The organism is Allokutzneria albata, assembly GCF_900103775.1.
In the GTDB taxonomy this organism is placed as follows: domain Bacteria; phylum Actinomycetota; class Actinomycetes; order Mycobacteriales; family Pseudonocardiaceae; genus Allokutzneria; species Allokutzneria albata.
Genome location: NZ_LT629701.1, coordinates 1,154,203 through 1,173,887, shown reverse-complemented (window position 1 = coordinate 1,173,887; position 19,685 = coordinate 1,154,203). Strand labels below are relative to the sequence as shown.

17 protein-coding genes and 1 pseudogene are annotated in these 19,685 nt (G+C 68.0%); 7 read left to right on the top strand and 11 right to left on the bottom strand.

Annotated elements, in window-relative coordinates; all coding sequences use genetic code 11:
- Positions 1 to 669: 669 nt before the first annotated feature.
- The 3 genes and pseudogenes from BLT28_RS05040 to BLT28_RS42785 form a co-directional block, all read right to left on the bottom strand.
- Positions 670 to 1,599, bottom strand: coding sequence for a diacylglycerol/lipid kinase family protein (locus tag BLT28_RS05040; RefSeq protein WP_052407876.1), 930 nt, complete (start codon positions 1,597 to 1,599; stop codon positions 670 to 672).
- Positions 1,596 to 1,898: a hypothetical protein gene (locus BLT28_RS41700; RefSeq protein WP_030432202.1), complete on the bottom strand. Its 303-nt coding sequence runs from the start codon at positions 1,896 to 1,898 to the stop codon at positions 1,596 to 1,598. Before BLT28_RS41700 ends, BLT28_RS05040 begins: the two co-directional genes overlap by 4 nt.
- Before the next feature lie 23 nt (positions 1,899 to 1,921).
- A pseudogene (locus BLT28_RS42785) lies at positions 1,922 to 1,999 on the bottom strand (hypothetical protein); the annotation flags it as partial.
- A gap of 236 nt (positions 2,000 to 2,235) precedes the next feature.
- Here BLT28_RS42785 and BLT28_RS05030 point away from each other — a divergent pair.
- Together BLT28_RS05030 and BLT28_RS05025 are read left to right on the top strand one after the other, a co-directional pair.
- Positions 2,236 to 2,664: a hypothetical protein gene (locus BLT28_RS05030; RefSeq protein ID WP_030432203.1), complete on the top strand. Its 429-nt coding sequence runs from the start codon at positions 2,236 to 2,238 to the stop codon at positions 2,662 to 2,664.
- A gap of 96 nt (positions 2,665 to 2,760) precedes the next feature.
- Positions 2,761 to 3,291: an HdeD family acid-resistance protein gene (locus BLT28_RS05025; protein ID WP_197683975.1), complete on the top strand. Its 531-nt coding sequence runs from the start codon at positions 2,761 to 2,763 to the stop codon at positions 3,289 to 3,291.
- 531 nt (positions 3,292 to 3,822) lie between these two features.
- On the opposite strand, the gene BLT28_RS05020 is transcribed toward BLT28_RS05025, so the two are convergent.
- Positions 3,823 to 4,317, bottom strand: coding sequence for a hypothetical protein (locus tag BLT28_RS05020; RefSeq protein ID WP_030432205.1), 495 nt, complete (start codon positions 4,315 to 4,317; stop codon positions 3,823 to 3,825).
- Positions 4,318 to 4,740: 423 nt separating this feature from the next.
- Between BLT28_RS05020 and BLT28_RS41190 the strand changes: the two genes are divergently transcribed.
- Positions 4,741 to 4,986, top strand: a complete 246-nt coding sequence (locus tag BLT28_RS41190; RefSeq protein ID WP_052407878.1) for a winged helix-turn-helix transcriptional regulator — start codon at positions 4,741 to 4,743, stop codon at positions 4,984 to 4,986.
- Between the two features lie 114 nt (positions 4,987 to 5,100).
- Here the strand turns inward: BLT28_RS41190 and BLT28_RS05010 are convergent, their stop codons facing one another.
- Together BLT28_RS05010 and BLT28_RS05005 are read right to left on the bottom strand one after the other, a co-directional pair.
- Positions 5,101 to 6,717 carry an alpha/beta hydrolase gene (locus BLT28_RS05010; protein WP_030432206.1) on the bottom strand — a complete coding sequence of 539 codons (1,617 nt, stop codon included), beginning with the start codon at positions 6,715 to 6,717 and terminating at the stop codon, positions 5,101 to 5,103.
- A 1,151-nt stretch (positions 6,718 to 7,868) separates the two neighbouring features.
- Positions 7,869 to 8,300: a hypothetical protein gene (locus BLT28_RS05005; protein WP_030432207.1), complete on the bottom strand. Its 432-nt coding sequence runs from the start codon at positions 8,298 to 8,300 to the stop codon at positions 7,869 to 7,871.
- 26 nt (positions 8,301 to 8,326) lie between these two features.
- Here BLT28_RS05005 and BLT28_RS05000 point away from each other — a divergent pair, with 26 nt between their 5' ends.
- Together BLT28_RS05000 and BLT28_RS04995 are read left to right on the top strand one after the other, a co-directional pair.
- Positions 8,327 to 8,569, top strand: a complete 243-nt coding sequence (locus BLT28_RS05000; protein ID WP_052407879.1) for a ribosomal protein L7/L12 — start codon at positions 8,327 to 8,329, stop codon at positions 8,567 to 8,569.
- Between the two features lie 47 nt (positions 8,570 to 8,616).
- Positions 8,617 to 8,889 (top strand): hypothetical protein, encoded by a 273-nt coding sequence (locus tag BLT28_RS04995; protein WP_030432209.1) that lies wholly within the window; start codon positions 8,617 to 8,619, stop codon positions 8,887 to 8,889.
- Positions 8,890 to 8,897: 8 nt separating this feature from the next.
- Here the strand turns inward: BLT28_RS04995 and BLT28_RS39785 are convergent, their stop codons facing one another.
- The 3 genes from BLT28_RS39785 to BLT28_RS04985 all read right to left on the bottom strand — a co-directional run bounded on the left by BLT28_RS39785 (position 8,898) and on the right by BLT28_RS04985 (position 13,950).
- Positions 8,898 to 9,047, bottom strand: a complete 150-nt coding sequence (locus tag BLT28_RS39785) for a hypothetical protein (RefSeq protein WP_156051464.1) — start codon at positions 9,045 to 9,047, stop codon at positions 8,898 to 8,900.
- 1,139 nt (positions 9,048 to 10,186) lie between these two features.
- Entirely contained in the window at positions 10,187 to 13,462 is a 3,276-nt protein-coding gene (locus BLT28_RS04990; RefSeq protein WP_030432210.1) for a type 2 lanthipeptide synthetase LanM family protein, read from the bottom strand.
- Between the two features lie 275 nt (positions 13,463 to 13,737).
- Complete coding sequence (locus tag BLT28_RS04985) at positions 13,738 to 13,950, bottom strand: mersacidin/lichenicidin family type 2 lantibiotic (RefSeq protein ID WP_156051466.1); 213 nt, start codon at positions 13,948 to 13,950, stop codon at positions 13,738 to 13,740.
- Positions 13,951 to 14,250: 300 nt separating this feature from the next.
- Here BLT28_RS04985 and BLT28_RS04980 point away from each other — a divergent pair, with 300 nt between their 5' ends.
- Positions 14,251 to 16,434 (top strand): peptidase domain-containing ABC transporter, encoded by a 2,184-nt coding sequence (locus BLT28_RS04980; RefSeq protein ID WP_063766667.1) that lies wholly within the window; start codon positions 14,251 to 14,253, stop codon positions 16,432 to 16,434.
- On the opposite strand, the gene BLT28_RS04975 is transcribed toward BLT28_RS04980, so the two are convergent.
- Positions 16,367 to 17,137 carry an AfsR/SARP family transcriptional regulator gene (locus BLT28_RS04975; RefSeq protein ID WP_269459659.1) on the bottom strand — a complete coding sequence of 257 codons (771 nt, stop codon included), beginning with the start codon at positions 17,135 to 17,137 and terminating at the stop codon, positions 16,367 to 16,369. The two genes, BLT28_RS04980 and BLT28_RS04975, sit on opposite strands and share 68 nt — an antisense overlap.
- Before the next feature lie 464 nt (positions 17,138 to 17,601).
- On the opposite strand from BLT28_RS04975, the gene BLT28_RS04970 reads away from it, so the two are divergent.
- A complete protein-coding gene (locus BLT28_RS04970) occupies positions 17,602 to 17,919 on the top strand; it encodes a hypothetical protein (protein WP_030432213.1) in 318 nt (105 codons plus the stop codon).
- 696 nt (positions 17,920 to 18,615) lie between these two features.
- On the opposite strand, the gene BLT28_RS39780 is transcribed toward BLT28_RS04970, so the two are convergent.
- The gene (locus BLT28_RS39780) at positions 18,616 to 19,086 is read right to left on the bottom strand and encodes a hypothetical protein (RefSeq protein ID WP_156051470.1); all 471 of its coding nucleotides are present in this window, start codon (positions 19,084 to 19,086) and stop codon (positions 18,616 to 18,618) included.
- Positions 19,087 to 19,685: the final 599 nt, after the last annotated feature.

Genomic DNA, 19,685 nt, shown 5'->3' with positions numbered 1-19,685 from the left:
CCACGCGACTACCTCTCCGGAACTACCCGTCACGCGGGGTGCCGTTGCGGGGTCCGGCGAGGATTTCCGCGGGACTGGACGCCATCGGGGACTGATCGATTCCTGTTCCCCTGCGGCACAACGGAACCCGTCTTACCATCACCTGATCCAGAACCCGGACACACCGATCCACATCCTCGCCCCTGGAGTCTCTGTCGGGCTGGTGCCAGTCAACCGCCGCTTCGGCCTTGCCACCGAGCTGCGTGACACCGCGTTGTCCTGCGCACATCGTTTCGCGAATGGCAGGCAGCCGCCCGCGCCGGGCACTCGTCTCCTGCCCTGCGCGCCGACCACGACGTCCCGGTCTTCCGCGCCCCCACGACCCGGTACGCAGGCTGCTGCCGACGACCAGGGAATCGAGCCGCTCACCGAGTTGGTACCGGTCGATGATCTCGCGGACGGCGGTCGAGCTGCCCGACGGCCCGCGCAGGTAGGCCGGGAAATCGTGGACGAGTCGGCCGCCCTGTTGGACGACTCCCCCGGGCCCATGGCGTTGGGCGGCGCGATCACCGCCCACGCCCGACTCCCCGCTCATCTGCCACGACCAACACCTCCGCCGGCCAGCCGTCGCTGCCCTCAGCCGTGCACCCGGTTCCCGACCCCGACGGCAGGCATTGGCAGCCGCATCCTTCACATTCCAGGCCATCGCTTCGGCAGCAGCACCCGCAGCGCCCCGGGCCGGATCTCGCACCGGACGGGCAGGGAGAGCTCGACGGGCTCACCGTCGATTCCGGCCGGCAGGCCCGGGGCCGAGCCGTGCAGCACGACCTGCGGCGCCGACCAGGTGACCACTCCGGTCTCGGGCAGGCCCGCGCTCGCCTGCCGCAGCAGCGCCCGGCGCAGACGCGGCAACAGGTCCGGCGGTGCGGGCGGCTCGGGCGGGCGTTTGATCACCAGCGCACCGAGCAGTCCCGTGGCGAGGGCGAACCGGCGGCCGAGGTGTCGCGGCGGGGACAGCTGGTAGGGATTGTTGGACACCAGCACCACCTGCGGACACTCGATCGCCTCCTGCGGAGCGTCCACGATCGCCTCGACCCAGCGCTGCCCTCCGATGTATCCGGGTGCCAACGACACCAAGGTGCGTGCCTTGGCCTCGCGGTACCGAGGCTCCAGCAGCGCCTCGGCGTAAATCCCGAACGAGACGTTGTTGACGAAGATGCGCGAACCGGCCACGCCCAGGTCGACTCGCGCCGATTCCGCCTCCAGCAGGGCCGGCAACGCCCGGCCCGGATTTCTGATGTCCAGGCCGAGGTCGCGGGCGAAGTGGTTGCGGGTCCCGGCCGGGATCACCAGCAACGGATGGTCGGTCGCAGCGGCCACGGCCGCCACCGCCGACACGGTCCCATCGCCGCCCGCCACCCCCAGCACCTCCGCCCCCTGCTCGACCGCCGCCCGGGCGAGCGACGACGCGCTCTGCCCCTCGCCGATCACTCGTATTTGAGCCCCGAGTCGTTCGGCCCGCTCGATCAGCCGGAACCTGCGCAGCTTGCCGCCGCCCGAGTGGGTATTCGCGACGATCACCACGTGAAGGCGGGTCTTCTCACGGCCGCGAGCGCTCACAGTGCCGACGCCTCCTCGAAATGGTCATCACCGGACGGATCCGTGGTCGTCGGACGCCACGGCCGCGGCGTCCTCAGTGAGGGTTCCCGGTCGAGCGGCGTGCAAGCGAGGGCGTTCAACCGCTCACGGTGCTCGGTCAGGATTGCCACGGCCTCGTGATAGCGCTCCTCGACGATGCCGCGGACCTCCTGGTCGACCAGTTCCTTGGTAGCCAGGACGACACCATCGATTCCCAGCGGCGTTCCCGCCCGGGTGGGGGCAGCACGGTCCGGGGTCCGATCGCCTCGGGCGTCCCCCACGGGCCAAACACCTGCCGGGCGAGGGTGCTGACCTGGTCGAGGTCGTTCTCGGCGCCGGTGGTCACCTCGGCGTACACGATCGGTTCGGCGGCGCGGCCCATGACCGGACCAGCGAACTCACCACAGCATGCGACCCCCTGCTTGCGCTCCCGAACTCGGTGAGCGCCACAGCGCAGGCGGGCGTTGGCCCTCGGTCTTTGGGACTTTCGGCTCTGCACAGCCGGGTACGGGCGGGTCGATGGTGGGCGTAGCGCCGAAACCGACGCGAGACGAGCAAAGTCCACAGTGGAAGATGACTGGTGACGGAAAGGACCAGTCGGGAGAGGAGGATTCTGTGATGAAGCGACTCTCGGATGAACTCGGTGAGCTGTCCGCACGTGCGAAGAAGACCGAGGAGGTCGTCCATGCCGCCGTAGCGCAAGATCGGGAACGGCTGCAGGCGCGGCTGGACACGTTGAGGTCCGCGGTTGACGACCAGAAGGCCAAGGCCGGCAAGCGCATGGCACAGGCACGCACGGATGTCCAGACGAAGTGGGTCGAGCTGCGGACCACCCTGGACGACCACTTCGCCGACATGCGGACCAAGGCCCGACAACACAAGATCGAGCGCGACATCCGGCGGGCCGAACACCGCGCGGACCACGCCGAGCAGGACGCCATCGTCGCGGTCGACTTCGCGCTCTACGCCCTCGACCAGGCCGAGTACGCCATCATCGAGGCCGCCGTCAGCCGAGTCGAAGCCGACGAACTCGCCGCCCAGCACTGACCTCAACTTTGTTCTGATCAAGCACGCACGCGCCAGCCTCCCTGGTCCTCGTTCGGATTGGAGGAGAAAATGAGACTCAGCACCAACACAGGCCTCATGTGGAGAGGCATCCTCGCGATCGTCATCGGCGTCGTCGCGGTCGCCTGGCCGGGCATCACAATCAACGCGTTCGTCCTGCTGTTCGCCGTATACGCGTTCTTCAACGCCGGCCTGGAACTGGTCCTCATGACCGCGGCCCGGGGCACTGGGCCGGTCGTCGGGCGCCTGCTGCTCGCTGTGGTCAACATCGCCGCGGGTGTCCTGGCCATCGCCTGGCCCGGTCTCACAGCACTGGTCCTCGTCATCATGGTCGCGGCCTGGGCGTTCGTCGCCGGGATCGCTGAAGTCGTCCTCGCTTTCGGCCGTGGCGAAACCGCAGGCCAGCGAGCGATGCTCGCGTTGACCGGCCTGGTGTCGCTCGCCTTCGGCGTGGTCCTGGCGTTGCGGCCGGACATCGGCGCCGTGGTCCTGGCCCAGGTCTTCGGGCTGTTCAGCATCGTCTCCGGAGTCTCCGCCCTCGTGGCCGCCGCCAACCTCAAAACACACGGCGGCCAGTCGCACACATCCACACCCGCCCGAGCACAGTGACGTCACAGCGGCAGCCCCGCCGCCGCTCCGTGGACCGGCAACCCTCACGTCGACCGGACCCACGGGCGCGGCGGAGTTGCATCTCGCGTCCCCAGTCGACGACAGGCGTTGAGGATTCCCAACGGAGGTGCGAGGCGCACCTCCACAGCCACTCGCAGGCACCGGTGATGCAGCGCAGGGACGACCGGGCGCTCACGCCGTGTCCGCGCCCACTCCAATGGAGCGGGCGCACATCGATGGGCACGACACGAAGCACGACCGGCGCGCGACCGCAGCCGGACCGGTCACGGTCATCGCGACGAACGGCCGAAATCGGATCCAGGGCAACGCAAACGTGACCGGCAGTTCGCCGCCATTCAGTTCGACGGTGACTGGTCGTTCCGCTTCGACCGCCCGAGAGCGTCGACGAACGGTGGTGGACACGCAGCTGACAGGCTGCACCAGGTGCGTGTCACCAACGCACGGGGCCAGATCCTTCTTGTCCCCCAATGCTTTGTCGACGTGCCGATGGCCGCGGCGCGCTAGCTCGGATCAGCAGCTCGCGCGGTCGTTCAATTCCAGGACGAAGCTGTCAACGACGCCGCCGTACACCACGAAACGGTACTTGGCACTGGGGTTGCCAGGAGCCGGCGTTGAGTGAATCCAGTCGGAGTCCGGGTCCTGCACCAGCTGCGGGTAGTGCTGTCGCAGCGAGTGAAGCGACGCCCCCTCGGTGATGCCCTCGGCCGTCCGCATGCGCGACGTGGCACCGATCAGGGTCACTCCCCGGAGACCGGAGATCCACACACCGCTTGCCCTGGGCGAGCTGCCCTCGGAGGGCGCGAAGTAGTACCTGCGGCAGACCTGGTCGCCTTCACCGTCCACCAGCAGGCCGGTCTCCACGGCCGCCTGTTCGGACTGGCCGAGCTTCAAGTCGTTGTAGCCGAACGGCCCGAGAGTGTTGTCGCCGTCCGCGTGAGCGGTCCCGGCAACGCTGGCGACGGCGAAGGTGGCCGCGAGCGCCGCTACAGCGAACCTCGTCTTCATGGTTTTTCCCCCTGGGTGTTGGAAATGCTTCCGTCTCTACCCAGTAGACGTACCACCACACGTTCGGGTTGTCCCGATATTTCAAGCCGTGTGCGTCAGGATCTCCTTGGCGATCCCGGCCTGCCCCTTGTGCGGCACATCGTGCCCGACGCCCGGCAACGGGAGCAGTCGAGCACTCGGGGCCACTCGAACCATCTCCCCGGAGTGGAGACGACAAGGATGATCGGCCCCTCACGCGAGGACGCGGCGGTCAGGCTGTGGTTCATCGCGGCGTCGCGTCCGGCGGCGCGGTCGAGATCTCGATCGACCACTCGGAGCACCATCTCGGAAGCACCAGAGTCTATTGTGGACGGAACAGACGTTGTCCGGGCTGGACGTCCAGCAGCTGACGCTGCTTCCCATCCCCCACGCGCGCGGAGCACGGTGTTCGGACCGGGAGACGGTCCGCGGCGCTACAGCGACCTCCGCGACCGAATCGGCGGGATCAGCAAGAAGATGCTGAACCGGATGCTGCGCAAGCTGGAGCGCAATCGCTTGGTGGAGAGGCGGGTCCTGGCCACCGCGCCGGCCGGCGCGGAGTACCGGCTCACCGAGCTCGGGCAGAGCCTGCTCGCCCGGTCTCCGTCCTTGCCAGGTGGGCGGAGGACCACGAACCCATGGCCGACCTGAAGGCCGCCGTCCCGGGAGTTGCAGCCCTGACCAGCGGTCAGCAGGATGTGCCGCAGTGCCCGGGCTCTCGGAGCCCGGGCACTGCGGCGCAGGTCAGCGACGGACTTCGCCCGATCAGGCGCCGGGCGGCGGCAGCAGCGGGACCCCGGGGATCGTCTGGTCATGGGGAAGGACGCCGTCGGCGAGATAGCTGTCGACGATGTTGTCCAACCGTGTGTTGGCGACGGGGACCGCCGCGTAGATACCGTGGTCACCTTCGTCGGAGACGGTGATCATCCGGGAGCCCGCGAACCTCGCGTGCGCAAGGCGGGCACCCTCGATCGGCGTCGCCGGGTCTTTCTCGGACTGGATCATCAGCACCGGCGGAACACCCCGGCCGTCGACGACCGGCAGCGGCGCTCCCGGCTTGTTCCAGAAAATGCACGGCTGGTAGTGGCGCGACGGGCCGAGCAGGTTCCACCCTTTGTCGATATAGCTCTGCGACTCCGCGATGACGCTTTCACGGTCGCCGGGCCAGGGGCCTTCGTTGCACTGGATTGACCAGAAGCTCGCCAGGTACGAATCGTCGAGCGCACCCGGTCGCGGGCCGAGCTGGTCCGCCGCCCAGTTCTGCTTGGCTTCGTTGATCTTCCGCACGGCCGTGGCTTTCTGCTCGGCCGTGGCGTCCTGGCGGGTCAGCTCGCGGATATTGACCAGCGTGGTGGCCATCCAGTGGAACCGGTTCTTGTTGTAGACGCCGGTCACGGCGAACGAGTCGAAGTCGTCCGGCGTGATCTTCATGCCGCCGTACTCGACCGGACGGAGACTCACCGCAGCGCGGACGTCTTCAAAGGTTTGCAGCGCCTCTTTGTCTGTGGCGCCGAATCCGTAGACCCTGTCGTACTTCGCCAGCCACGGCAGGAAGTCCTGCCGCCAACGCCGTTCGAAGCCAAGCGGCTGCGTTCGGAACATCCCTTCCCGCCAGGTGGTGGTGAAGTTCACGGCGGAGTCCAGCACGAACCGGCCGACGCGGTTGGAGAACCGCTGCGCGTAGTGGGCGCCCAGCCACGTGCCCGCCGAGTAGCCGACCCAGTTGATCTTCGGTCGCTTCAGCAGCACCCGCAACAGGTCGAGGTCACGGACGGTCTGATCGGTGTTGATCAGCGGGCCGAGGTCGCCGGAGTAGTGCTGGCAGGCCTCCACCGCCTGCTTCTGGTTGTCAAGGGCGCGCTGCAAGTTCGCGGGAGAGCGATCCCGTGAGTCGACGTTCGGGATCGAGGCGGGTACGCCGCCGCAGGAGATTTTCGTGCTCATGCCGGTACCACGCGGGTCGAAACCGATGATCTCCTGGTTGACCCGAACCCGTTTCTGGTTGCGCAGACGGGATATGAAAGAGCGACCCTCCGCGCCGGGCCCGCCGGGGTTGACCAACACCGACTCCGTCGCCGGGCCGGACGACGGAAGCCTGCTGACCGCGATGGTGAGGTCACGCCCCTCTTCTGGCTGATACCAGTTTCGCGGGGTCAGATAGGTTGCGCACTCCATGTTCTCCGCTCCCGGAGGCGGTGCCGATGGCAGCTCGTTCGCGGCACACAGATGCCAGTTCAGCTGCTGGCTCGCATATCGCAACGGAATCTGCGTGGAGTTAAGCGCGCCGACGCCTTCGGCGGGATTCGCGAAGGCGGGCGTCAGCCCGGCGAGCAGGGCGCCTGCGATGACTGGAATGACCACCCCACGGCGAATTCGCTTCATATATGCAACTCCCCAGGAACATTGGCCGTTATTGAACTGTCACACAACCGCAACCCAACGATAGCGGTGATCGCACTCAGGGAAGACTTTCACAAAGTTACCAGGAATCCGCGACAGCGGCCCCGGATTCAAGTAGGACTGAAACCCGCACCCCAACCCCTGCCACAATCGCGGGATTAGCCGCGATTATTACGGTGCCATAACAGCGACTGGTGCCGCATTGGGGCTCCATTCCCAGCCAAAACGGCTGAAAGGAGTAAATATTCGTCGCGCGGCAAGCCGATACGACCGAGCGAGCTATTCCACGTGAACGTCGCTGGCGGCGGTCATCGTGCAGAACCCCTATGTCGCCCCCCACGGCGTGCCGCTCGTGGGTGAGCCGGGCACCACCGCGATGCTCACCAGCCCGGACGCCGTCGCCGGGTTCCAGGCGATCCTGCCCTCCTACGCGGTCGACTGGGAGGCGGAGGTATCCGCCCGGACCGTGCTCGGTCTGGTCTGGGACCGCCCATGCGTCCGGCTCGCGACATCCCGCTGCCCGCCTCCGGCAGCCCATCAGAAAGCCGTCGCGATCAAGGTCATCCGAATCCATCAGCGCTGGAGTGACCCCGCCGTCACTGGCCACTTCCCCCGCGGTCGAGAACGGCGAGCCGCGCCCGCTGCTCGCGCTTGGTTCCTGCGTGGCGGCAAGGCCGACGACCGCTGCTGCGGTCGCACAAGGCTTGGGCGAACGGCGGACGCTTGGGGTACGACCTCGTGCCGGTCGTGGTCACGGGAGCGGTGGCACCCCACGCCAGGGTGACTCGCTCCGGTGCCAGCGCGAGGGTCCACGAACGACAGTCTTCAGTGGACAAATAGATACCGGGCGACCTGCAATCTTGCGGGTCGCCCGGTCTTGCCTTCACCCGCTGCCAGACTAGTCCATAAAGGACTCTTACCAGAGTAAACCCTTGCGCCGCAGGCAAAACCGGTTCCGATGACTGCCCTTCGCCGCGGCTCAACGCGTGCCCGCGCTCCAATTTTGCGCCGCCTGCTGCCGTGTGAAGCAGAAGAACCTCTGCTCACCATCTTGGACTTCAGTGGCTTCACCGCAACGGAACCGTGTTCACGATGGCCCTGGCCTCTGCCGCCGCCACATCCCGACCCACAAGCTAGCTCTGCCCTGCTTGGGCGAGCTTGTCCTTGAGCCACTCAGGCATGTGTTCCTCCGAGCGCGGGAAGTGCTCCTGGTCGAGCACGAAGGTCTCAGGGGTGAGCGGCGGGACGAACTCCGGCTCGCTGTCGTAGTCGTAGCGGACCTCGAAGCCACCGGGCGGGCGGATCGTCATGCGGGCGGTGAACCACGCGCCGGTGCCCGGGGCGTACATGCCTTCGCGCAGCTCGCTGAGCCGGTTCATCGCCCTGAACGGCACGGACAACCGCGTTCGTTCACCGCTGCCGCCGACGCACGAGAAGGTCGCCGTGTCGACCGCGACGGTAGAGCGGAAGGACAACTCCAGCTCCCGCCAGCCCTCCGGCGCCGCCGACACCAGCAGGCCGCTGACCTCCTGGAGCAGTTCCTGCTGTTCAGCCGCGCCCACCATGTCTGTCCTCGCTTAGCATCGCCGGTGTGAAGATCGTGCCAGAGGGATGCGACGAGTTCGACGTGATCCTGCTCGACGCCCCGGGACCGCGGACACCCACCCTCAGGATCATCCGCGAGGTCACGGGCTGGAGCATCGCGGAGGCGCGCGAGAAGATCGACAACACCCCGGTCCTGCTCCTCGAAGCCACGCGCAAGTGGCGGGCCGACCAGCTGAAGCGCAGGTTGGCCGACGTCGGGGCGAAGGCCGAAGTCCGCGCATCCGAGTAGCTCACAGGTGCCAGAGGACGATCACGCACCGCCCCACGCCGTGCAGAGTGAACAAACATTCCCTGGCCGCCGCCGACCACCTCGAAGTCAGCAGCCGCCACCCTGCTCCCGAGCACCTGGCCATGTACGGGATGCTGCACTGCTTCGCCGGATACGCCGCCGCTCGCGCCGGAGACCGCCACCGCGCGAACGACCTGCTCGCCGAAGCCGAAGCCACCACATCCCGCTTGACCAGCGACCTCCAGCGGCACCACGCGCTGGCTGCGAACCTGGTCAGCTACAAGGGCCGGGACGAGCTGGCCGCCGCGCTGTCCCGCTGAGGGCTCAGTCAATCCGAAACCGCGAGCGCATGCGCATCACACAGCTGCACGACCACGGTTGGCTGGGCGCGGAGGTGATCGCGCTCGGCCGTGGCCGCGGCGAGCCGCCGTACGGCGTCGGCGTGGGCGCGTTGGGCGATCACGAGCTGACGGCGCACCTCCTCCGGCTCGGTTGGCCCGGTGTCTCAGGCGGTGGTCTGGGGTGTGCCCGCGACGGTTGCGGCGGGAAATCTCGGATCGGCTGCGGCGCCACCACCACGCGCGGTCGGTGTCGCTCGCCCGCTCCGGCGGCAAGTCACGTTCGGCGTGCTCGGCCAGCGCGGCGGCGACGCAGGCGTGCGACGCCGGATCATCCGGGGTGAACACGCCGGTGGCAACGGTGCTGCTGGGTGCGGCCAGGAACCGGACACTCCCCGGCGGACTCCGTCCTCCATAGAACCATCCATAGTGGATGGATGTCGGGTCTGAGCTTCGTGGTGTGTAGCGGTCTTCTTGCGCGGAACTCACTCGATGCATGCCACCCGATCGAGCGCTGTGAGGTGTACGGACGGCCCTCAGTCAGTGGCCACACCGACACCCGCAGATGCGGCACAGCCGGCTGACGCGCCCTCGCCAGCGCGGCGGTGAACCTTCCTGAGGCCACCACGACCGTGCTGTTGAGTCGGCTCGCCGCGCGCCGGCGGCAGGCCCAATGTCCAACCCCGCCCTCGTCCGGTCTTTGGAACAGCTGGCTCGTGAGGCTGGGCCGGAGCACTGTGTGCGGACTTCCACACCACCTGGGTGAAGGAACCCGCCTTTCACCAGGAGTTCTCGGGGCTCTCCCGGTTGTGGTCCTTGGTCTGGTCGTACCAGCCCTTCATCACGGAGGCGCCCTGCAGGCCCAGACCCAGCGGAACTCCGGCTGCAGTTCAGGTTCTCGCCGTAGTTGTGCGCTTCGTGGGCGAGGATCTCGATGGTCGCGAGGCTGCTGGCGCGCTTCTTGGCGAAGGCGACGATCGTCGGGGCGATCTTCAGGACTGTGCGCCGTGCCGCGGCCGCCAGGGGACGGTGTGAGCCCGCTGACCATCGGAGGTCGGGCGCATCTGGTCCATGAACAGCAGCCCATTCATCTCTGCTGAAAGCTCATCAGACCGTCCACTAAGGACACTCAAAGTCGTCGTGGTGGCAGGGCACCGTCTGCTCCCGGCGGTATCACCGACCGGCTGGCGGGATGATGTCGGGCACGACAGGAACGACCGTAGCCACCTACGACATCCACAGTGGACAAGTGGATTCTCGCGGTGCAACAGGTGAGCGTTCAGGCACGGTCATGTGCGGGCCGCTGGCCGCCGAGCAGGAGCACGTTCGGTACCCCGTCCCCGTGGGCCGCGCGCAGCAGGCCGTAGCCGATTCCCGCGGTGCCCACCATCAGACCTGGTGTCGTGACATCGAAGGAGGTCCCGCATCGCGTCTCGCCGTTGAGCACGCGGTGTGCGATCGCTGCCGCGCAACGCGCGCCCAACTCGGTCAGTTCGGGTTCGCCCAATGCTTGGCCTGCAGCCCGCAGGGTTTCGACCAGGCCGAGATCGCCGTGGCAGATCGAGTCGTTGCCCACTCCGGTGTACCGGCCGTCCCGCACGAGGTCGCGCCGAACTCGCTCGGCGGCCACTCGCAACTGCTGTTCGAGCTTGTGCCTGCCGGGCGCATCCGGCATCCCGAGCAAGGCCGCCCTCGCCAACCCCGCACCTGCCGCGCCGTGACACCAAGCGTTCATCGTCCGCCCATCCGCGTTGAGGCTTCGGCGGTCGGGCCAATGACCGGTTTCTTGGTCGACGTGGTGCCACTCGAACCGCACTGCTGCCTGGACCAGCTCCCACAGCGACTTTTCGCCGGTGAGCTCCGCGATCGACGCCAGCGTGTAGGCGTATCCGGACGCGCCGTGAGAAAAGCCGACGAGTGGGTGGTGGGTGCCCATCTCGCTCGGCCAGCCGACTCCGGTCGCCTGACTGAGCGCCCTGTTCCGCAGCACTTCTCCGGCATGTCGAACTGTGTCCAGTGTGGACTGAGACGGCCGGATCCGGTGCAGTGCCAGCACAGCCAGCGCGGCACCCGCGGTCCCGCCCGCCACGTCGAGGAACCGATCCGCCGCCATCCTGTCCCGAACGTGCGGCACGATGCCGGCGGCGAGGTCGAGCAGCGAGTCCTGCCGCCACAGCTCACCCAGCCGCGCGCACAGGTACACGGCCGCGCCGAGCCCGTCAAAGCCGCCGATCAGCGCCTGCCGGTCGCCGAGGTCGGTCAGCCCGGGCACGACCGCCTCGGCGACGACGTCCTCGGCGGCTCGGCGGAACCGGGATTCCCCCGTCACCCCGGCGAGTTCGGCGAGGAAGAGCGCGATCCCGCTGGCGCCGGAGTACAGACCGGCTCCGCTGGGACCCACGATCCAGTACCGCTCGCCGACGAGGTTCAGCGACAACCACTCGGGCGCGGCCCGCCTTTCCGAGCGCAACGCGGTCGCCAGAAGGCTGTCCCCGACAGCGATGGCGGCTTCCCACGCCAACTCGCGGTGGATGCCCGTCAACGGAACGGCGTGGTCCACGGGTCGGTGAGCGTGCCCGTGCTCGCCGACCTGCAGGCCGCTCAACGAAGCGTTGATGCACCAGCGTTGCCGGTCGAGGTCGTCCTGGGACATCCCCAGGATGCGGGATCGCACGGCGGCCATGCCACTGATCTCCCGGACGCCACTGGCCACGAGGCCCGCGCGGTCGTGCAAGTCGACAGAGGACGTTGTCGTCACGAAGAGGGGAACGTCCGATTCGGACAGTTGCCCCAGCTCGCCGGTCAGCAGCGCGTTCCTGGCGTGCAGGCCGGGAAGTCCGCTCATCACGGCTTCGAGCAGGTAGTCCCGGTCGAGGCCGTCTCGGAGCACGTCCGGGTGCCACGACTCGTCGAGCAGGTCCACGTAGTAGGCGGTCGGGCGGAGGATGTGCCGGACCTCGTCACCGTCGAACGCGGTCAGCGGACCGTCGTCCGAGAGCAGATCATCACGCGCGTCCAGCAGCAGGTGGTACGTGGCTTCGAACCCGGCGAGCAGGCTTGTCCGGTGATCGCGCGGATCCGTCGGCGAGCCACCGATGGTTGGACGGTTCTTCGTTGCTGAGACCGGCACTCGTTGTCTGGTCACGCGCATCTCGTCCGTGGCCGAATCGGCGAACCAGACGATGGGGCTCGGTGTCAGCTGACTGGCGCTCGCGCTCCCGACAAGGCCGCTGAGGTCGATGTCGTGCGCGCCGCTGTCGTCGAACTCGATGACCCGGTGCGGGAGCAGCCCGACCGCGAGCACCGACTCGGACAGAGCTCGCGCGCTCGCGCTGCCGTAGCCGGACGTGCCCGCCGATCGCTCCGGCACCACGAACATGGACTCCAGATCGACGAACGCCGGGTGCTCACCGGCGGCGATCACGTTCTCCACGTGGAAGTCCGTCGCGCGCAACACCAGCATCACCGCGAGGAAAGCGCCCTGTCGCCAGTAGAACCGGTCCAGCTCGTCGGTGTCCGCGCAGGGGCGTGGCTCGACGAACTCCGCCCAGCCGTGATCTTCCCGGTCCAGCACCGCCACGGCCTTGAGCGGATACCGCAGCCCTCGTTCGTTCAGCCAGGCGAGGAAACCGCCGAAGTGCTCGTCGACGGCGAGCCCGCGTGGCTTGTAGACGACTTTCTCGCCACCGCGGAAGACCGCGATCGCGACGGTCCGGCCGCCGTTGTGCGTGTCACCGGCACCGAACGAGACGTCGACGAGGTCGCTCAGCGCGGCGCGATCGAGGCCGAAGCGCTCCCGCAGCAGAGGCAGGTCCGCCACCAGGTGCCGGGTGAACTCCGCGCGCGCCTCGACCCACCGGCCGAGCAGGGCCACCAGTTCCCTCGCCAGCACCGGGTAGTCCGCGAGCAGGTCCAAGCCGGGGGCGCCCGCGAGCTGCTCGCCGAAGGAGACGAACCGCTCCTGCGGGGTGCCGCCCTCCAGCCGCCCCTCGATCCGGGCGATGTTGAGCTCGAGAACCAGGACCCGCTTGATCGTGCGGAGCACGTCCACCACCGGTGGCGCCAGCAGGCCGTGTCCGGGCGGAAGGGCGTCGGCGCCGCCGACCAGGGCGGTGACCCGGCTGGTCAGCTCGTGCTCGGCCCACAGCAGCAAGGGGCGCACCCAGCCCAGGAAGACGCGGTTGGTGATTCTGTCCTGCTCGAAGGGGCGAAGGCCACCGATGTCGACGGCACCGGGCAGGTCCCAGCCGGGGTCGCTCGCAGCGAAGCGCTGCCAGGCGGATTCGATCACCGCCACCCACGGCGGTTGAGCGACCCGCGCCCGCAGCGATTCCGCCGACTCGCCGAGAAGCGTGACGAGGTCCGCGTCGGCCAAGCCCATCTCGTGCCAGCGGTCGAGCGAGATGTCAGTGTCTCCGAGGAGCTTGTTCTCCTTGAGCAGCCGCAACCGGATCTCGCCGCGCGCGCGCTCGTCATCGGAGAGTTCGACCTGATCGAGGCCGGCGATCCGATCGGACAGCGGCAGGCCCGACCACCAGCGCCGCTCTGAACTCATCAGCCCACCCTCTCGCACGACCGCACGGCACGAACCACCGTCCCCGGCGACCCCGCCGCGAGCACGTCGGATCGGGCTCGCGGCGGGTGTTTCACCGGTCAGACAGACGGAACCGGGCACCGGACGATCGACGTCGACCTCAGCACGAGGCCGTCGCCGGGCGAGCCGTAGGCGATGTCACCGAGGCCGCGGACGTTGTCCAGGGCTCGGTCGGTCAACTCGACGCCGCCCGCCGCTCCTCTTCGCTCGCTGCGAAGTGATCGCGTGTTCGTCGGTTAGACGGGAACGCTCGGCCTCGGGGGAAAGACCGTCATGGGGCTGACCGGGGTCCCGCCGTAGGCGATGTCACCGAGGCCGCGGACGTTGTCCAGGGCTCTGTCGGTCAGCTCGACGGCGCCCGCCGGGTTGGCCGGAAGCGCCGCGAGCTCCTCTTCGCTCATCGTCGCTCGGAGAACGGGGTCCTTCCATGCACGAGTGGTGTTGTTCATTCGCATCCTCAATTCGTTGCGGAACAAGAACTTCCTTCAAACACCCAGGTACCCGCGCGGGTTGTTGCCGCGTGAACCGTAGCAAGGTGGAGATCGCGGCGAGAAGGACGAAGTCAAGGGCTATACCACCGCTAAACCACCAGTGAGTCGAAGCCGTGCACGATCACGTCGGCGGTCTGGCCGGGACGGTCGCCGACCATGCGACTTCGGAGGAGAGACCAAGGTGTGCAACAAGAATCGGTCTCATGAGCGACTCCTCGCCCCAGCTGACCGCGCCGTCCCGCCGGTCCGGCCGAACCGATGAGACGCGTACCCGTCATCCCGCAGCTCAGCGCCGCCGAGTGCGGACCTGCCTGCCTCGCCATGGTGCTGAGCGCTCTCGGCAGGGCGACCCGAGTCCGAGATCTCCGCGACCGGTTCGGCACCGGCAGGGACGGCACCTCCGCCGCCGACATCGTGTCGGTCGCCCGCGCCGAAGGGCTGGTGGCCACCGGGCTGCGCGTCAACTACTCCGCGCTGCGCTCGGTGAGCACGCCCACGATCGCGCACTGGGGCGGCTCGCACTTCACGGTCGTGGAGAAGGTCACCGCCAAGCGCGCCTGGCTGGTCGATCCGGCGAGAGGACGGCGCCGGATCAGCCGCGAGGAGTTCGTCGAGCAGTCCACCGGGGTCGTCATCGAACTGACGCCGGGCCCGGAGTTCCAGCGGCGCAAGGCCCGCCTGCGCGACTCGACGGCGGCGCGGTTCGCGCTCGACCTGGTTCGGATGGCGCCGGGCTGGATCACCTTGGTTCTGCTCGCTGCGGGCCTGACGCAGCTGCTCGGACTGGCGGCCGCGTGGGCCAGCCAGTACGCGATCGACTCGGTGATCGGGCAACGCACCGGGACCTTCCCGACACTCGTGCTCGGCGTCGTCGCCTTCGTTCTCGTCTACGCCACAACGAACTTCGGCCGAGGGCTGGCTTCGCTCGTGCTGCAACTGGCTCTGGACAGGCAGTTGAGCAGCCGGTTCATGGGGCACCTCCTGCGGCTGCCGTTCGGTTTCTTCCAGACGCGCAGCACCGGTGACCTGCTCACCCGGCTCGGCAGCAACACGGTCGTCCGGGAGATCCTGACGTCACAACTGGTCTCGGTCGTGGTGGATTCGGCGTTCGTGGTCGTCTACACCATCGTGCTGGTGGCGATCAGCCCGTTGTTCGCGGTCGTGGTCGGGCTCGTCGCCGCCGTCCAGGCCGCGGTGTTCCTCGCGACCTTCCGGCCGATGCACGAGCTCGCCCAACGCGAGCTCGCCGCGCAGGCGGAGATGCAGACGCTGGCGGTGGACTCGTTGCGGGGCGTGGAGTTCCTCAAGAGCTCCGGGCTCGTCTCGGCGATCCTCGGCAGGTGGACGGGTCTGCTCGGTGACTACCTGCGCACCGCCTACCGGCGCAGGCGCTACGACGCGCTGAACGAATCGGCCATCACGCTGGTGCAGACCACCGCGCCGCTGGTCCTGCTGCTGGCAGGCACCTGGCAGGTGCTGACCGGTCAACTGTCGGTCGGCGCCATGGTCGCGCTCACCGCCGTCGCGGGAAACCTGTTGCGGCCGGTGAGCCAGCTCATGGGCAGTCTTCGGTACCTCCAGACGCTCGGGTCGCACCTGGAACGCATCTACGACGTGCTCGAGTCACCCGTCGAGCCGAGCGCTGATGACGCCCTGCGCCCCGAGCGGGTCGCCGGTGAGGTCGAGCTGGTGGACATCGGCTTCCGTTACGCACCGGGCACACCGCCGATGCTCACCGGGGTCTCTCTGCGTGTTCCCTCGGGCGCCAAGCTCGCTGTGGTCGGCGCGACCGGCTCCGGCAAGACGACGCTCGTGCGCGTGCTGACCGGCCTGGTGCAGCCCACCGAGGGAATGGTGCGCTTCGACGGGTTACCGATGTCGGCTTATGCCGATGAGCACCTCCGCCGCCGGTTCGGCGTGGTCACCCAGGAGCCACGGGTGTTCGGTGGTTCGATTCGCCAGAATCTGCTGCTCGGCAATGCGGAGCTGTCGGAAGAGGAGTTGCTCGAAGCGCTCGACACGGCGCAGTTCCTCGATGACCTCCGCCGCATGCCGATGGGACTGGACACCATGGTGTCGGACGGCGGCAGTGCGCTGTCCGGCGGCCAACGTCAGCGTCTGGCGATCGCCAGGGCTCTGCTGGCCCGCCCGGCGGTGCTGATCCTCGACGAGGCGACCAGCCACCTGGACGCGATCACCGAGGCCGCGATCGCCGAACGCCTGTCGGGGCTGGGGTGCACGAGAATCGTGATCGCGCACCGGATCAGCACGGTGATCGACGCGGACGAGATCGTCGTGCTCGACGAAGGCCGGATCGTCGAACGCGGCCGGCATGACGACCTGGTCGCGGCGGACGGCCGGTACGCCGAACTGGTCAGGCACCAGCTGCCACACCAGGTTGCCGTGCGGCAGCGCAGTGTGATCCGTAATGGTGCCCCATGATCTCCCTGATCAGGCGGTTGGCCATGAGGCTGGGCCGGACGCCCGCGCCCAGCTCGGCGGTGAGTGTCCGGTTGAGGTCCTGATACACGGCCACTGCTTCTGATCGGCGACCGGCCCGTCCGAGTGCGACGATCAGGAGCTCGTAGAGCCGTTCCCGCAACGGGAATCTCCGCACCGCCGCGGTGAGCTCACCGATCACCTCCCGGTGTCGGCCGCAGGCGAGCTCGGCCTGGAACGCCGACTCCATCGCGATGAGGCGTTGTTCGTCCAGCTGGATGCCTTCCAGTCGGCCCTGCGCCGAGCCGCGAAGGTCCTCGAACGCCGAACCACGCCACATCCCCAGGGCCCTCCGGAAGTGCTGGGCGGCGCCGTGATCGTCAGCGGCCTCCGCAGCCAGCTCCCCCAGGGACACCGCTTCGGTGAAACGGTGGACATCCAGCTCCCCGGACCCGACGTCGATCACGTAACGACGGTCCTGCGTCCGCAGCCAACGGCCCTCGAGGTCACCCAGTTCACCACGCAGCTGGTGAACGTATACCTGCACCAGCTTGGTGGCTGACTTGGGCGGGCTCTCCCAGAGGTACTCGCACAGACGATCCGTCGAGACGGCACGGTTGGCGTTGGCGAGCAAGGCGGCCAGCACCTCGCGCCGCTTCGGCGCCCGGGGTCGCTGCCAGTCGCCACCGTCCCACTGAAACTCCACCGGCCCGAGCACCCGGAACCGCAAGCTCGAACCGTGGCAGGCACGCGCCCGCACTCCCACAGATCCCCCAGGTTCTCGTGACTGAATGGCGTTCCGGAGACTAAACAGGGCGCCTTGCCCTCACAAGCAACTGAATGGCAACTTCAGCCATGGTCGAAACCGGCAGCGCTCTGCAGGTACGGACCGCCTGTGTTCTTGGCTCGACCCACGCGCCTTGTACCGCTGCCATAACCAAACCGTGCGGCTTGAACTCCGCATCGGACGCCACGGCAAGGGCCGCGCACACGGCACCAAGCCACCCACCGACAGCCCACAGCGCGGTCCGTCGTGGGCATTCGCGACCGCTATTCACCCTCCCTCAGCGTCGCGCACGCACCTTCGCGCACGCACCTTCGCGCGCAACGCGACGACGCGATGACGACGGGAGAGGGAATCACGACCGAAGCAACCGTCCCCCTGTTCCTTTGTCGCTGCAGCAGGGCGAGGTTGCGGAAGCCTTCGCCGGTATCGGCGCGCTGTTCCTCGCGGGGGCGGTTCCCGAGACCGTGCGGCAGGCGGTCACCCTCACCCGCCAGGGCGGCGCGGAGCGGGTAGCCGTGCTGTCGTCGCACGGGCCCGAGGTCGAGATCGAGTTCGGCCCGGAGTCAGCCCGAGCGATGGCGGAGTCGACGCTCACATCCCAGGTGATCAACCCAGCAGCGTCCGCTTGGGCCTGCAACCGCGGCACTTCATTGCGACCGTTTGGTCAGCGCGCGTTTCCAGGGTTTCACACTGGAACGTGAAACGGGAAACCGTTGCATGTCAACGTTCGGTACCACGGTGGAACGCACGAATTCACTCCTCCCGGTGGGCTTGGACCTTGTCCACCGGCCATCCCGCCATGGTCGCGGCGCGAGCACGGTTCCGGTACGCCAGTCGGTGATTACCCACGACTCACCTTCTGTCTGTCCGCCATCGACGATGCGGAGTCCTTGCGTCGAGGTCTGCGATCGTGGCACGGCGACGCCGCGCGTATTGGTCCCGCTCGGCCAGTACGGCTCGGACGAAGGCTCGAACAAGGTCGGTTCGGTTGCCGTGGGCTTGGTGGTGAGGATCGCCGGCCTCTCTCGCGGCACGCGCATAGGGTTCTCCGGATTCCGCCATCCTCTGCCGAACCGCCCGACTGCGTGCCCCGTTGCTCTTGCTCATCACAGCATCCTCACCGAGACGCCCACGCCGCCTCACGAGGTCGGAGGCATCACATTTTCACCGCTGAGTCGGAGACGGCTTGTCCGGTAATGCTGGGCGCGGCGTGGGCGCGCACCCGCCAGGGCGATCGTTGAGCGCCCGGCTACCACACTGGTTGCGGCACCTCCGCGACCTTCCGCGCGGTAGTGCTGGCAGTGCCGATCACTGTGGACGATCGCCCGGGAATGGCGCGTCGTTCCTGGCGTGGGCCATCGTTGTCGTGTGGGTGCGCACTTTCCCGCGCGGCATCGCTACCTGGCCGCTGAGTGGGCGACTGACCGAATGGCGCCGACGACCGCCGTCCACGGCGGAAGCGCTTCACCCGGGGCTGGAAGGTGAAGCCAGTGCGGTCGGTGCCAGGCGCCATCGGGGGCGGGCAATGACATCGTTGCGCCGCAGGGCTTCCAGCCGACGTTGAGCCGCAACAAGTCTTCCCATGTCGTCGCGCGGAGATGGGTCCGTCGCTGGGTGAGGAAGGTCCAGTCCGTCGGGCACGCGGGTGTGACGAAGATCGGAGCCCGGAACATGTGTCGTCGGAGGAAGGCGTTGACCTCAGCGGCCCAGCCGGCCCGCAACGTCAGGGCATCCACCTCGGAGCCGAGGTGGAGCTCCACGCCCCCGGTGTTGGTGTTGAGGGTGGTGGGCCAGCCGAGGTTCCTCAACGTCGTTTTGCCTGTAGGAGGAGAATCGACAACTGTGGTGCGGTGTACCGCGACGGTCATGACGGTGTCCTTGGGAGATGAAGGCGGCGATGCCGGAGGAGGTGCAGCTCTCGCTACGGCACCGCCGCAGTCGAGGGGCAGGCCCGGACGCCCGTAGGCCCTTCGACCCGCCGGTGACAGGGGGCGGCGTCGGGCCGCTGGTAGCGGACCCGGCGATGGGATCGGCGCATCCGCCGAATGCGGACTGGTCGCGTCGACGACGCGAGGGCGCAGCACACGCCGTCGACGCGACCGCTTCACCGATGTCACGCCGGGGACGGCAGGGACCCGATCGGGGCGAAGCCCTGGCGAGAACATCAGGTGCGGCGCCGGAGGAGCGCCACACGCATATGCTGTCCTGACCGGCGATGGGCGCACGACGCGAAAACTACGTATTCGTGTACCTACCTGCTCTCCCACTCGTCGCCGGCGGCCAGGTCACCTCGCCTCTGCCCGCAGATGTCAACAGCGCATGACAACGGGACCTGGCACGGCTTCCCGCGCGGGCCGACATCCCTGCTCACCGCCGATCCCTTCCACCAGGAACGGATGTGCCAAGAGCGCCATGCCACCGCGGTCCTGATCGACTTTCACTTTCTTCGGATGTCGGGGCTTGTGAC

What these genes read in the sequence shown, in the direction of transcription:
- BLT28_RS05030 (WP_030432203.1), top strand. Translation starts at nt 2,236, where the DNA reads ATGAAGCGACTCTCGGATGAACTCGGTGAGCTGTCCGCACGTGCGAAG.
- BLT28_RS04985 (WP_156051466.1), bottom strand. Translation starts at nt 13,950, where the DNA reads ATGAACAACACCACTCGTGCATGGAAGGACCCCGTTCTCCGAGCGACG.
- BLT28_RS39780 (WP_156051470.1), bottom strand. Translation starts at nt 19,086, where the DNA reads ATGACCGTCGCGGTACACCGCACCACAGTTGTCGATTCTCCTCCTACA.
- BLT28_RS04980 (WP_063766667.1), top strand. Translation starts at nt 14,251, where the DNA reads ATGAGACGCGTACCCGTCATCCCGCAGCTCAGCGCCGCCGAGTGCGGA.
- BLT28_RS05020 (WP_030432205.1), bottom strand. Translation starts at nt 4,317, where the DNA reads ATGAAGACGAGGTTCGCTGTAGCGGCGCTCGCGGCCACCTTCGCCGTC.
- BLT28_RS05005 (WP_030432207.1), bottom strand. Translation starts at nt 8,300, where the DNA reads ATGGTGGGCGCGGCTGAACAGCAGGAACTGCTCCAGGAGGTCAGCGGC.
- BLT28_RS04990 (WP_030432210.1), bottom strand. Translation starts at nt 13,462, where the DNA reads ATGAGTTCAGAGCGGCGCTGGTGGTCGGGCCTGCCGCTGTCCGATCGG.
- BLT28_RS05025 (WP_197683975.1), top strand. Translation starts at nt 2,761, where the DNA reads ATGTGGAGAGGCATCCTCGCGATCGTCATCGGCGTCGTCGCGGTCGCC.
- BLT28_RS05010 (WP_030432206.1), bottom strand. Translation starts at nt 6,717, where the DNA reads ATGAAGCGAATTCGCCGTGGGGTGGTCATTCCAGTCATCGCAGGCGCC.